This window comes from Brevundimonas sp. Root1279 (assembly GCF_001425945.1).
Taxonomy (GTDB): Bacteria; Pseudomonadota; Alphaproteobacteria; order Caulobacterales; family Caulobacteraceae; genus Brevundimonas.
This window is the reverse complement of the sequence record NZ_LMEB01000007.1, coordinates 35,523-48,221: the sequence shown is the minus strand read 5'-3', so window position 1 is coordinate 48,221 and position 12,699 is coordinate 35,523. Positions and strand designations below refer to the sequence as shown.

The window sequence follows — 12,699 nt, the reverse complement described above, 5'->3', positions numbered from 1 at the left end:
GCGTGCGGAGCGGGGTCGGTTCAGACCGGCTCGGCCACGCCCTTCTCGGCCGTCCGCCCGATCACCTCGTCCGGCTCGCATTTGCGGAAGCGCGAGGAGTCCCAGCCGCAGTCGCCGCAGCGGCAAGGGCCGCCCAGGTGGCAGGTGGGGTGGAGCTCTAGCAGTCGTACGCTCCAGCCGCCGCCGACCGCGCGGGTGCGGGTGACGGTGTAGCGTTCGCCGAGCCGGGGCATGGCCCGGGACTCGGGGTGGACGGGGGTGTCGTCAATGCACTCGACGACGTCGGCGGACTGGAAACGGGACATGGGCCCATTGCGCCTCAGTCCCGGTGAACGACCGATGAAGGTCGGGCGCGTGGTGACCCGCTCCGGGGCGCTGATGTCAGTGCTCGAAGACGCTGGCCAGGGATGCCGTCCTATTCGCTAAGTCGGCCGGCGGGGCGCCGCACGGGCGCCCCGCCTTGTCGATCAGGTCCGCGGGGTCGGATAGACCTTGTGCGGGGTGGCGGCGACCGGTTCGCCGGCGGCCGGGTGGTAGACGTCGCCGACGTGGTCGTGGTCGCGCACCTCGTGGCGCTGCTCCAGGCCGGCCTTGGCCATCCAGCGATGGCCGCGCGCGCCGTACAGGCCGCCGGCGATCGCCGCGACGGCGCCGATCAGCATGGTCAGGAAGCCCCACAGCGCCAGGGTGGCGGTGGCGTCAGCGGCGTCGTCGGCCGCCTCGCGCACGACCGGGGCCGGGGCGATGGGGGCCAGCTCGCCGGCGATGACGCGGCTGCGGGCGCCGGTGTCGCTGACGATGATGCTCGAGTCGGTCGGATCAGCGGCTTCGCCGCCCGCGACCGCGGCCGCGCCGCCGGCCGCGCTGGCCGAGGCGATGACCAGGGCGATCATGAAGGCGACGGCCCAGACGCCGACGCCGGTCAGGCCGCCCTTGTGATGATCCGAGTGCTTGGCGGCGCGGCTGGCGACGGCAGCGCCGACGAACAGGGCGATGGCGTTGGCCAGGGCCATCCACATCCCGGCCGCGGCCGAGAAGTCGCCGAGGTCGTTGGAGTCCAGGTCATACGGGTTGAACGAGGCCGCCCCGAGGGCGACGCCGAGCAGGTTCAGCATGGCGCCGACCGCCGCGGCGACGAGCGCGCCGATCAGGATCGCCTGCCAGGAGATGAGGGTATGCGGGCGATGGACGCCTGCGATGGTCGTGTCGGTCATGGTTACAGCCCTTCCAATGAAGCGGCTGCGAAAAGCGTCAGGAAGCGCGGAGGTTCCGAGAGCAGCTCAAGTCAGAGCGGCGCCGCGCTCGATTCGGCGCGTGGACGGAACCGACGGGCTGCCGCGCGTTCGACGCGCAAGATCCAGACCGGCCCCGCCGCATCGGCGGAGCCGGTTCCGGCGTCAGTGCATGCGGTGCTTGAGTTGGCTGATCGTGTCGTGGTCCGCCTTGACCTCGGCGTAGGCGGCGGTGACCAACTGGCGGGCCGGTTCGGGCAGGTCGGCGTCCTGGGCCGCCTTTTCGAACTTGGCCTTGATGACGTCCTCGCCGCGCTCGACCTCGTCGATGACGCCCTTGTCGTCGCGACCCATCACCTCGCCGCGGATTTCGGCGAATTTGTTGTGGATCCGACCCAGCAGCGACTGATCGTCCTCGGGCTCGCCGCCGAAGGTCCGGACCTCCTGCTGCAGGCGGCGGCACAGCGCCTCCCGCTTGCCAGCGCGGTCGCTGAACATCGCCTTGAACTCAGGATTGTCCGCCCCCTCGGCGGCGCTGCGGTAGCCGTGGGCGCTGTCCATCGTCGTCTCGATCAGGCTGTTAAGGACCTTCACGGCGCGATCGTTGTCGGTGTGCATTCGGGGTCTCCTTCGGTTGGGGAGACCTGAACCGAGAGGAGACTGCCCCGTTCCGAGGGCCGCTTCACAAAGGGGAGAGCGGCGAGGACGCCACCCTCCCTGGAGACCGGAAAGCCCAGACTTACAGGTTCAGCAGCGCCGGGTCGCCGCCCTGGGCGGAGATGTTGTTGCTGATGGCCTTTTCGGAGGCGTAGCGGATCAGGCTGTAGGGGCCGCCGGCCTTGGGGCCGGTGCCGCTGAGGCCCTCGCCGCCGAAGGGCTGGACGCCGACGACCGCGCCGATGATCGAACGGTTGATGTAGACGTTGCCGGCCGGGACCAGGCGGACGACCTCCTCGGCGAAGGCCTCGATGCGGCTGTGCACGCCCAGGGTCAGGCCGTAGCCGCGCTGGGCCAGCTTGGCCGCCGTCTCCTTGAGCTTGGACGGCTCGTAGCGGCAGACGTGCAGGATCGGGCCGAAGACTTCGCGCTCAAGATAGTCCGGGGTCGGGATCTCGGCGATGGTCGGGGCGAACAGGTGGCCCTTTTCGGCGCCGGCCGGCAGCTGGGCGCGGGCGACGATCTTGGCGTCGCCGCCGAGGCGGGTCAGGTGGGCCTCCAGCATGGCCTTGGCGTCGGCGTCGATGACCGGGCCGATGTCGGTGGCCGGGTCGGCGGGGTCGCCCACCACCTGGGCGGCCAGGGCGCCCTTGAGGCCCTCGATCAGGGCGTCCGCCGAGTCGTTGGGGACGTAGAGCAGGCGCAGGGCCGAGCAGCGCTGGCCCGAGGAGCCGAAGGCCGACAGGATGACGTCGTCGATGACCTGCTCCTTGAGGGCGGTGGTGTCGACGAACATGCCGTTCAGGCCGCCGGTCTCGGCGATGAAGGGGATGATGGCGCCCGGGCGGGCGGCCAGGGCCTTGTTGATGGCGGTGGCCGTGTCGGTGCCGCCGGTGAAGGCGACGCCGTCGATGCCCGGGTGCGAGACCAGGCGGGCGCCGACGGTCTCGCCTCGGCCGGGGACGAGGGCCAGCAGGTCGGCGTCGAGGCCGGCCTTGTAGTAGAGGCGCACGGCTTCGGCGGCGATCAGCGGGGTCTGTTCGGCGGGCTTGGCCAGGACGGCGTTGCCGGCGGCCAGGGCGGCGGCGATCTGGCCGGTGAAGATGGCCAAGGGGAAGTTCCACGGGCTGATGCAGGCGAAGACGCCGCGGCCGTGCAGGACCAGCTGATTGATCTCGCCGACCGGGCCCTTGAGCTCCGAACGGCCGCCGAAGTCGCGCTCGGCCAGCATGGCGTAGTAGCGGCAGAAGTCGGCCGCCTCGCGGATCTCGGCGACGGCGTCGTTGAGGGTCTTGCCGGCTTCCCGCGACAGCAGGGCGACCAGGCGGTCCATGTCGGCTTCCAGCGCGTCGGCCATGGCGCGCAGCACCGGAGCGCGGCCGGCGCCGCCCTTGCGGTCCCAGGCGACCTGGGCGCGGGCGGCGGCGTCGATCGCCGCGTCGATGTCGGCCTCGGTCGCTTCCGAGACGTGGCCCAGCACCTGGGTCGTGTCGAAGGGGTTGGTGACGTCCTGGGCGTGGGTCCCGGCGCGCAGCTTGCCGCCGATGATCGGGCCGGCGGTCAGCTTCTCGCTGTCGACCTTCTCCAGCGCGAGCACATGGCGTTCGCGGTCGGCGGCCTGGGAGTAGTCGCGGCCGAGCGAGTTCTGGCGGTCCATGTACATGTCCTTCGGGGTCGGGATCTTGGCGTGGCGGTCGGGGTGGGCCTCGACGGCGGAGATGGGGTCGGCGGCGACGGCGGCGGCCGGGACGCGCTCGTCCAGCAGGGCGTGGACGAAGGAGGAGTTGGCGCCGTTCTCGAGCAGGCGGCGGACCAGGTAGGGCAGCAGGTCCTCATGGCCGCCGACGGGGGCGTAGGCGCGCACCGTCACCGGGCCGAAGGCGGCCTTGGCGGAATCGTAGAGGGCCTCGCCCATGCCGTGCAGGCGCTGGAACTCGATCTTCACGCCGCGGTCGGTCGCCATCTTGTGCACGGCGGCCAGGGAGTGGGCGTTGTGGGTCGCGAACTGCGAATAGACGTGCGGCGCGGCCTCGATCATCAGGCGGGCGCAGACCAGGTAGTTGAGATCGGTGGCGGCCTTGGTGGTGAAGACCGGATAGTCGGTGCGGCCGAAGACCTGGGCCCGTTTGACCTCGGTGTCCCAGTAGGCGCCCTTGACCAGGCGGACCATCAGGCGGCGACCCGAGTCCCTGGCCAGGTCGGCGACGCGGCGGATCACCTCGGGGCAGCGCTTCTGGTAGGCCTGGACGGCCAGGCCGAGGCCCTTCCACTCGCCCAGGTCCGGCTCGCGGGCCAGGCGGTCCAGCAGCTTCAGCGACAGGGCGAGGCGGTCGGCCTCTTCGGCATCCATGGTGAAGTTGATGTCGTATTTGGCCGCGATCTTCGCGAGGCGCAGGACGCGGGGATAGAGCTCGTCCCAGACGCGCGCCTCGTGGGTGGCCTCGTAGCGCGGCGACAGGGCCGACAGCTTGACCGAGACGCCGTGGCCGACCTCGGGACCCTGGCCCTTGGCCGTCTTGCCGACGGCCTCGATGGCGTCGGCGTAGATCTTCTCGTAACGCTCGGCGTCGTGGGCGGTGCGGGCGCCCTCGCCGAGCATGTCGAACGAGCAGAGCCAGCCTTCCTTGTTGGAGCGCTTGAGGGCCGCCTCGATGGTGCGGCCGACCACGAACTGCTCGCCCATGATGCGCACGGCGGCGGCGACGGCCTCGCGGATGACCGGTTCGCCCAGGCGGCCGACGATGCGCTTGAGGAAGCCGGGCAGGTCGGTGCGGGCCTCCTCATCGACGTCGACCAGCTTGCCGGTCAGCATCAGGCCCCAGGTCGAGGCGTTGACGAACAGGCTGTCGGACTGGCCCAGGTGCGAGGCCCAGTCGGCTGAGCCGATCTTCTCGGCGATCAGCTTGTCGCGGGTCTCTTCGTCCGGGGTCCGCAGCAGGGCCTCGGCCAGGCACATCAGCGCCAGACCCTCGCGGGTGCCGAGCGAAAACTCCTGCAGGAAGCTCTCGACCACACCCTGTTTCTTGACGCTGGCCCGGGCCCGTTCGACCAGGTCGGTGGCCGAGGCCAGGACGGCGCCGCGCTCGGCGGAATCGAGGGGAATGCGGGCCAGCAGGCCCTGAACCGTGGCCGTTTCGTCGGCGAACTTGCCTTCGTCCAGCGTGTCCCAGTGGGCGACGCTCGATGGGGAGAAGGCGTTCGTCATGGGCGTTCGATCCTGATTGCCCCGGGCATATATGGCGGACCTTGCCGAATGTGTATCGTATGATCCCCTGCAGCGCCGAAGATCGTTCGGTGAGAATGAGGCTTCACCGATGGAAACTCTGGACGCCGTCGACCGCCGCCTGCTCCGCGCCCTGCAGGAGGACGGCCGCCTGTCGAACGCCGAGCTGGCCCGGCGCTGCAACCTGTCCGCCGCCGCTTGTTTCGAGCGCATCCGCCGGCTGCGCGAGCGGCGGGTGATCACCGGCTACGCCGCCCTGATCGACCCGGCCAAGGTCGGGCGCGGCCTGCTGATCTTCGTCGAGGTCCACCTGGACCGCACCACGGGCGACGTCTTCGAGGCCTTCGCCGAGGCCGTGCGCCGCCAGCCCGAGGTGCTGGAGTGCCACATGGTGGCCGGCGGCTTCGACTATCTGATCAAGGCTCGCGTCGGCGACATGGACGCCTACCGCGCCTTCCTCGGGGATGTGCTGGTGAAGATGCCGGGTGTGCGCGAGACGCGAACCTATGCCGTTCTCGAAGAGGTGAAGGCGACGACGGCGTTGCCGCTGTAGGCGCATCTCGCCAACTCACTCGCAAACCGCTAGATCGGTTCCCCGACCAACGGCGGAGCCTTTCGGCCCACATGCGCATCGTTCTGGCAACCGACGCCTGGGAGCCCCAGGTCAACGGAGTCGTCCGCACCCTGACCCGGACCATCGCGGAATGCCGCGCCATGGGTCACGAGGTCGAGGTCATCGAGCCGAGCCAGTTCAAGACCATTCCCGCCCCGACCTATCCGGAGATCCGGCTGGCGCTGGGGGCCGAGGAAGAGATCCGCGAGCGTCTGCGGGCGATCGAGCCCGAGGCCGTGCACATCGCCACCGAGGGGCCCATCGGCATCGCCACGCGGCGCATCTGCGTGGAATGGAAGCTGCCCTTCACGACCAGCTATCATACGAAATTCCCGGAATATATTTCGGCCCGCTTCCCCGTCCCGGTGCAGGTCGGCTACGCCTATATGAAGTGGTTCCACAAGCCGTCGGGACGGCTGATGGTCGCCACCCCGACCCTGCGCGACGAACTGCTGGAGCGCGGCTTCCGCAATGTCTCGCCGTGGTCGCGCGGCGTCGACACGGAACAGTTCAACCCGGACCTGCCGGGCATCTATGACGAGCTGGGCGGCGAGAACTGGCCGCGGCCGTTCTGGCTGAACGTAGGCCGGGTGGCGGTCGAGAAGAACATCGAATCCTTCCTCGAGCAGGACCTGCCGGGCACCAAGATCGTCGTCGGCGACGGCCCGGCCCGGGCCGAGCTGGAGCTCAAATATCCTGAGGCCAAATTCCTCGGCGCCCGCTTCGGCGAGGAGTTGGCGCGCTGCTTCAAGGACGCCGACGTCTTCGTCTTCCCGAGCTGGACCGACACCTTCGGCCTGGTGATCCTGGAGGCCATGGCCACGGGCACGCCGGTGGCCGCCTATCCGGCCCACGGCCCGATCGACATCATCCCGGGCTCCAACGCCGGGGCCATCGACAAGGACCTGAAGACCGCCTGCCTCGAGGCGCTGAAATGCGACCGCAAGGCGGTCCGCGCCTATGCCGAGAAATTCAGCTGGCGCGCCTCCGCCGAGCAGTTCGTCGAGAACCTGCAGCCCTATCCCGAGCCGGATCGCGGCCGCTTCTGGCGGCGGCTGCGCCGGATCGCGCGGCTGCGCCGGAAGGCGGCGGCTTAAGACCTGTTCGTCTCCTCCCCGTTCGCTTCGCGAATGGGGAGGTGGCGCGGCGCGAATACGCGCCGTGACGGAGGGGCGCTTTCCACCTCACAGCTGTGCGGCCCTTTCGCCCCTCCACCGCTTCGCGGTCCCCCTCCCCATCGGCGACGCCGACGGGGAGGAGACGATGACCGACGCACGAAAAAGGCCCCGGATCGCTCCGGGGCCTTCTTCGTATTCAGAACCCTAGTCCCTAGAACCTAAAACCTCGTCCCTTACTTCGCCGGCGCCGTCATCAGGGTCAGGTTCTGGGCGATGGCGCGCTGGGCGGTCAGCTGGTCAGCGGGCAGCGGCACCAGGCCGCGGTCCTGCAGGTAGCCGCCGCGGCCGGCCGAGGCGTCCGACATGAACTCCATGACGAACTGCTCGAGGCCCGGGGTCACGCCCACGTGCTGCTTCTTGACGTAGATGTAGAGGCTGCGGGCCAGCGGATAGGAGCCGTCGGCGATGGTGTCGACCGAGGGGGCGACGCCGTCGATGGTCTCGGCCTTCACCGTGTCCATGTTCTGCTCGAGGAAGGAGAAGCCGAACACGCCCAACGAGCCCGGGGTGCGGGTCAGGGTCTGGACGATGGCGTTGTCGTTCTCGCCGGAGTCGATCCAGCTGTTGTCCTCGCGCAGGGTGTGGGCCAGCGACTCGAAGCGGTCGCCGTCGCTGTCCTTGAGGGCCTTGAGCGCCGGGATCAGGGCGGCGCCGGGGGCCATGCCCAGCTCCAGGAAGGCGTCGCGGGTGCCCGAGGTCGGCGGCGGGCCGTAGACCTGGATGCGCTGGTTCGGCAGGGCCGGGTTGACCTGGTTCCAGGTCGTGGCCGGGTTGGCGACGAAGGCGCCGCCGGCCCCCGGGACCTCCTTGGCCAGCCCGAGGTAGAGGTCCTGCAGGCGCAGGTTGAAGCTGCCGCCGGAGCGGGCCGTGGCGACGACGATGCCGTCATAGCCGATCTTGATCTCGACGATGTCGGTGACGCCGTTCTTCTGGCACAGCTCGAACTCCGCCTTCTTCATCGGCCGCGAGGCGTTGGCGATGTCCGGGGTCGACGGGCCGACGCCCGAGCAGAACTGCTGGATGCCGCCGCCGGTGCCCAGCGACTCGACGCGCGGCGCCGCGCCGCCGGCGGTGCGGGCGAAATTCTCGGCTACGCGGGTGGCGAAGGGGAAGACCGTCGAGGAGCCGGCGGCGTAGATGCCCGCGCGCGGGGCCTGGGAGCCGGGCGCGCCGGCGTTGTCGCCGCAGGCGCCGAGGCCCAGCAGGGCGGCGGCGGAGGCGGCGGCGAGAAGGATGCGGGTCATCATCAGTTTCCGGACAAATGCCAAGGTGAGGCGCTTAGACCAGAGGTTTGTGACGGTCCGGCGTGTCGGATGATGACGGTTCGACGACGGAAGGCAGGGGCGAGGGTTGAGGGTCGAGGGGCGAGTAAGAAGATGCCGAAGCCCGCCCCCATCGCGCCCCGGCGGGCGCCGTCACAGGCTCGTTCCTCCCTCGACCCTCGACCCTCGCCCCTCGCCCCTAGATGTGAATCGCATGCCCCAGCGCCCGCAGCGTCGCCTCGTGGAAGGCTTCGCCGAGGGTCGGGTGGACGTGGATGACGCCGGCGACGTCTTCCAGCACCGCGCCCATCTCCAGCATCTGGGCGAAGCTGTTGGACATCTCCGAGACGTGCTGGCCGACGGCCTGGACGCCGAGCAGGCGATGGTCGGTCTTCGACGCGATGACGCGCACGAAGCCGCCGTCCTCGCCGGCCTCGATGGCCAGGGCGCGGCCGATGGCCATCAGCGGGAAGACCGCCTGGATGACGTCGTCGCGGCCGGCGACGTCCTGCGGGCCGAGGCCGGCGGAGACGATCTCGGGCTCGGTGAAGCAGACCGCGGCGATGGTGACGGGATCGAAGCGACGGTCATGGCCGGCGATAATCTCGGCCACGACCTCGCCCTGGGCCGAGCCCTTGTGCGCCAACATCGGTTCGCCGGTCAGGTCGCCGACGGCCCAGACGTTCTTCATCGAGGTGGCGCAGCGGTCGTCGATCTTCACGAACGGACCGGCCATGGCCACGCCCATGTTCTCCAGGCCCCAGCCCTGGGTGCGCGGCTTGCGGCCGACGGTGACGAGGACCTTGTCGGCCTTGATCTTCATGGCCTGGCCGTCGGCGCCGGTGACGTTCAGGGCCCCGTTCTCGAACGACCCGGCCTTGGCGCCGAGGTGCAGTTCGACGCCGTGCTTCTCGAGCCATTTGGCGACCGGATCGGTCAGGGCCTTGTCGTAGAGCGGCAGCAGGCGATCGGCCATTTCGACGATGGCCACCTCGGCGCCGAGCTTGCGGAAGGCGATGCCGAGCTCCAGCCCGATATAGCCGCCGCCGACCACGACCAGCTTGCCGGGGACCGCGTCCAGCGACAGGGCCTCGGTCGAGGAGATGACGTCGCCGCCGAACTTCAGGAACGGCAGCTCGACCGGCTCCGAGCCGGTGGCGAGGATGACGTGCTCGGCCGAGATGACGATGTCGCCGTCGGCGGTCTTCACCGTGCAGGTCTTGGCGTCGGAGAACTCGGCCCAGCCCTTGATGACCTTGACCTTGGCCTTCTTGAGCAGGGCGGCGACGCCGTTGTTCAGCTTTTTGACGATGCCGTCCTTCCACGCGACCGTCTGCGACAGGTCGATGGCAGGCGTGGCGGTGGTGATGCCCAGCGTCCCTCCGTCGGCCGCCTTGGCGACGGTCTCGTACTTGCCCGCGGCGTGGATGATCGCCTTGGACGGAATGCAGCCGACGTTCAGGCAGGTGCCGCCCAGGCCGTCGCCGCCGTCCACCAGCACGGTGTCCAGGCCGAGCTGGCCGCAACGGATGCCGGCGACATAGCCGCCGGTGCCGGCGCCGATGATCAGGACTTTGGTTTTCAGGGTCTGGGTCATGTCTTGCTCACGGTCTGTCCCCTCTCCCGTCGGGAGAGGGAGGGGCCCGCCCGCGAAGCGGGTGGGAGGGAGTGGGGGACCGGCGCCAGGAGGTCTTGGCGCCGTAACCCCTCATCCGGCCCTTCGGGCCACCTTCTCCCTAGGGGAGAAGGGAAGTGAAGGTCACATCCACAACGTCGCCGGGTTCTCCAGCAGGCCCTTGATGCGCTGGACGAAGACGGCGGCGTCATGCCCGTCGACGATGCGGTGATCGAAGGACGAGGACAGGTTCATCATCTTGCGCACGACCATCTGGCCGTCCTTCACCACGACCCGTTCCTGGATCTTGTTGGGGCCGACGATGGCGACCTCGGGGTGGTTGATGATGGGGGTGTGGGTGATGCCGCCCAGGGTGCCCAGCGAGGTGATGGTGATGGTCGAGCCGGAGAGCTCCTCGCGCGACGCCTTGCCGGACTTGGCCGCTGACGAGACGCGGGCGATCTCGGCAGCCGTGTCGTAGGGATCGCGGGCCTCGGCGTGGCGGACGACCGGGACCATCAGGCCGTTCGGCGTCTGGGCGGCGATGCCCAGGTGGACCGGGGCGTGCTGGGTCAGGACGCCGGCCTCGTCGTCGTACCAGGCGTTGATCTGCGGCTGGTCGCGCAGGGCCACGACGATGGCGCGGGCGATGAAGGGCAGGACGTTGAGCTTGGGCTTGTCCGAGCCCTTGTTCTGGGCGTTCAGGTGAGCGCGCAGCTCCTCCAGCGCCGTGACGTCGATCTCTTCCACATAGGTGATGTGCGGGATGCGACGGACGCTCTCGGCCATCTTCTCCGCGATCTTGCGGCGCAGGCCGATGATGCGGACCTCGGTGGTCCCTTCGGCCTGGGCGTAGGTCGAGGAGCCCGACGATCCGCCTGCGGACGATCCACGTCCGCCGGAGGCGACATAGGTGTCCAGGTCCGCGTGCTCGATGCGGCCGGCCGGGCCGGAGCCGGGCACGAACTGCAGCTCGATCCCGAGGTCGCGGGCGCGGTTGCGCACGGCCGGGGAGGCGAGGGGGCGTTGGTTGCGGTCGGAGAGGGCGCGCGGCTTGGCGGCGGCGGCGGCGGCTTTCGGCGCGGGCGCCGGAGCGGAGGCCTTGGCGACCGGCGCCGGGGCGGCCTCGGTCTTGGACGCGGGCGCAGCGACAAAAGCGGGGGCGGCCTGATTGCCCTTGCCCTCGACCTGGAAGCTGACCAGGGGGCCGCCGACGGGGACCTGCTGGCCCGCCTCGCCATGCAGGGCGACGACGACGCCGGACACCGGCGAGGTGATCTCGACGGTGGCCTTGTCGGTCATGATGTCGGCGAGGATCTGGTCCTCGGAGACGGCGTCGCCGACCTTGACGTGCCAGCCGACGAGCTCGGCCTCGGCCGTCCCTTCGCCGACGTCGGGGAGCTTGAAGACGTAGTTGGCGCCGGCGGCGGCCGGAGCCGCCGCGGCGGGCGCCGGGACGGCCTTGGGGGTCTCGACCGGAGCCGGGGCGGCGTCGACCTTGGGCGCAGCCTGGAGCGTGGGGGCGGGTGCGTCGGACGCATTGCCCGCGCCTTCGACCTCGAACTCGACCAGGGGGCCGCGGACGGGGACCATCTGGCCGGGCTCGCCGTGGATGGCGATGACCTTGCCGGAGACGGGGGCGGTGATCTCGACGGTGGCCTTGTCGGTCATGACGTCGGCGACGATCTGGTCCTCGGCGACGACGTCGCCGACCTGGACGTGCCAGCCGACGAGCTCGGCCTCGGCGGTGCCTTCACCCACGTCGGGCAGTTTGAAGACGAAACGACCCATCTCAGCGACCCCCGCTCATGACAGCCTTGAGGGCCGTGGCGACCCGCTCGGGCCCCGGGAAATATTCCCACTCGAAGGCGTGCGGATAGGGCGTGTCCCAGCCGGTCACGCGCGCGATCGGCGCCTCCAGATGATAGAAGCAGCGCTCCTGGACCAGGGCGCTCAGCTCGGCGCCGTAGCCCGAGGTCTTGGGCGCCTCGTGGACGATGACGCAGCGACCGGTCTTCTTCACCGAGGCCTCGATGGCCTCGATGTCGAGCGGCACCAGGGTGCGCAGGTCGATGACCTCGGCGTCGACACCGGCGTGCTCGGCGCCCGCCAGCGACACCCAGACCATGGTGCCCCAGGCCAGGATGGTGACGTCGGCGCCTTCCTTCATGATGCGCGCCTTGCCGATCGGCAGGGCGTATTTCCCGGTCGGGACCTGGGCCAGCTCCTGGGCCTTCCAGGGCGACACCGGCTTCTCGTGCCAGCCGTCGAACGGGCCGTTGTAGAGGCGCTTGGGCTCGAAGAAGATGACCGGGTCGTCGTCCTCGATGGCCGCGGTCAGCAGGCCCTTGGCGTCATAGGGGTTGGACGGGATGACGACCTTCAGGCCGGCGATGTGGGTGAACAGGCTTTCCGGCGACTGGCTGTGCGTCTGGCCGCCGAAGATGCCGCCGCCGTAGGGGCTGCGCACCGTGATCGGCGAGGTGAACTGGCCGCCCGAGCGGTAGCGCAGCTTGGCCGCTTCCGAGACGATCTGGTCGTAGGCCGGGTAGATGTAGTCGGCGAACTGGATCTCGACGACCGGGCGCAGGCCGTAGGCGCCCATGCCGATGGCGGCGGCGACGATGCCGCACTCCGAGATCGGGGCGTCGAAGCTGCGGGTCAGGCCGTGCTTCTTCTGCAGGTGGTCGGTGACCCGGAAGACGCCGCCGAAATAGCCCGCGTCCTCGCCGAACGACAGGACGTTCGGGTCCTCGGACATCTTGACGTCGATGGCCGAGTTCAGCGCCTGGATCATGTTCATCGGCTGCACGCCGTTGGTCGGCGCTTCCGACTTCGGCGGGTGCTTGGCGTCCACGGCGTCCGGCTCGATGCCGTCGTTGCGGTCGGCGTCGGTGAAGGTGCTTTGCTCGCTCATGA

Annotated in this window: 10 protein-coding genes; 2 read left to right on the top strand and 8 right to left on the bottom strand. The window is 69.8% G+C overall.

All coding sequences use genetic code 11. From position 1 onward, the window contains the following. Positions 1–20: 20 nt before the first annotated feature. The 4 genes from ASC65_RS10940 to putA form a co-directional block, all read right to left on the bottom strand. Complete coding sequence (locus ASC65_RS10940) at positions 21–305, bottom strand: hypothetical protein (protein ID WP_056452867.1); 285 nt, start codon at positions 303–305, stop codon at positions 21–23. 162 nt (positions 306–467) lie between these two features. After that, on the bottom strand, positions 468–1,214 hold the full coding sequence (locus ASC65_RS10935) for a hypothetical protein (RefSeq protein WP_056452864.1): 747 nt from the start codon (positions 1,212–1,214) through the stop codon (positions 468–470). 183 nt (positions 1,215–1,397) lie between these two features. Next, complete coding sequence (locus tag ASC65_RS10930; RefSeq protein WP_056452862.1) at positions 1,398–1,850, bottom strand: PA2169 family four-helix-bundle protein; 453 nt, start codon at positions 1,848–1,850, stop codon at positions 1,398–1,400. A 121-nt stretch (positions 1,851–1,971) separates the two neighbouring features. After that, positions 1,972–5,094, bottom strand: a complete 3,123-nt coding sequence (putA, locus tag ASC65_RS10925; protein WP_056452859.1) for a bifunctional proline dehydrogenase/L-glutamate gamma-semialdehyde dehydrogenase PutA — start codon at positions 5,092–5,094, stop codon at positions 1,972–1,974. A 109-nt stretch (positions 5,095–5,203) separates the two neighbouring features. Here putA and ASC65_RS10920 point away from each other — a divergent pair, with 109 nt between their 5' ends. Further along, a complete protein-coding gene (locus ASC65_RS10920; RefSeq protein ID WP_056452856.1) occupies positions 5,204–5,665 on the top strand; it encodes an Lrp/AsnC ligand binding domain-containing protein in 462 nt (153 codons plus the stop codon). A gap of 71 nt (positions 5,666–5,736) precedes the next feature. Further along, entirely contained in the window at positions 5,737–6,822 is a 1,086-nt protein-coding gene (locus ASC65_RS10915) for a glycosyltransferase family 4 protein (RefSeq protein WP_056452853.1), read from the top strand. Between the two features lie 254 nt (positions 6,823–7,076). On the opposite strand, the gene ASC65_RS10910 is transcribed toward ASC65_RS10915, so the two are convergent. The 4 genes from ASC65_RS10910 to ASC65_RS10895 form a co-directional block, all read right to left on the bottom strand. Then, complete coding sequence (locus tag ASC65_RS10910) at positions 7,077–8,147, bottom strand: substrate-binding domain-containing protein (RefSeq protein WP_056453505.1); 1,071 nt, start codon at positions 8,145–8,147, stop codon at positions 7,077–7,079. 217 nt (positions 8,148–8,364) lie between these two features. Continuing rightward, a complete protein-coding gene (gene lpdA, locus ASC65_RS10905) occupies positions 8,365–9,762 on the bottom strand; it encodes a dihydrolipoyl dehydrogenase (protein ID WP_056452850.1) in 1,398 nt (465 codons plus the stop codon). A 162-nt stretch (positions 9,763–9,924) separates the two neighbouring features. Next, the gene (locus ASC65_RS10900; protein ID WP_056452847.1) at positions 9,925–11,571 is read right to left on the bottom strand and encodes a 2-oxo acid dehydrogenase subunit E2; all 1,647 of its coding nucleotides are present in this window, start codon (positions 11,569–11,571) and stop codon (positions 9,925–9,927) included. 1 nt (position 11,572) lies between these two features. Continuing rightward, positions 11,573–12,697 (bottom strand): alpha-ketoacid dehydrogenase subunit beta, encoded by a 1,125-nt coding sequence (locus ASC65_RS10895; RefSeq protein WP_200939830.1) that lies wholly within the window; start codon positions 12,695–12,697, stop codon positions 11,573–11,575. Between the last annotated feature and the right edge of the window lie 2 nt (positions 12,698–12,699).

Coding starts and splice junctions, on each gene's coding strand:
- ASC65_RS10940 (WP_056452867.1), bottom strand. CDS start 305: ATGTCCCGTTTCCAGTCCGCCGACGTCGTCGAGTGCATTGACGACACC.
- ASC65_RS10935 (WP_056452864.1), bottom strand. CDS start 1,214: ATGACCGACACGACCATCGCAGGCGTCCATCGCCCGCATACCCTCATC.
- ASC65_RS10930 (WP_056452862.1), bottom strand. CDS start 1,850: ATGCACACCGACAACGATCGCGCCGTGAAGGTCCTTAACAGCCTGATC.
- putA (WP_056452859.1), bottom strand. CDS start 5,094: ATGACGAACGCCTTCTCCCCATCGAGCGTCGCCCACTGGGACACGCTG.
- ASC65_RS10920 (WP_056452856.1), top strand. CDS start 5,204: ATGGAAACTCTGGACGCCGTCGACCGCCGCCTGCTCCGCGCCCTGCAG.
- ASC65_RS10915 (WP_056452853.1), top strand. CDS start 5,737: ATGCGCATCGTTCTGGCAACCGACGCCTGGGAGCCCCAGGTCAACGGA.
- ASC65_RS10910 (WP_056453505.1), bottom strand. CDS start 8,147: ATGACCCGCATCCTTCTCGCCGCCGCCTCCGCCGCCGCCCTGCTGGGC.
- lpdA (WP_056452850.1), bottom strand. CDS start 9,762: ATGACCCAGACCCTGAAAACCAAAGTCCTGATCATCGGCGCCGGCACC.
- ASC65_RS10900 (WP_056452847.1), bottom strand. CDS start 11,571: ATGGGTCGTTTCGTCTTCAAACTGCCCGACGTGGGTGAAGGCACCGCC.
- ASC65_RS10895 (WP_200939830.1), bottom strand. CDS start 12,697: ATGAGCGAGCAAAGCACCTTCACCGACGCCGACCGCAACGACGGCATC.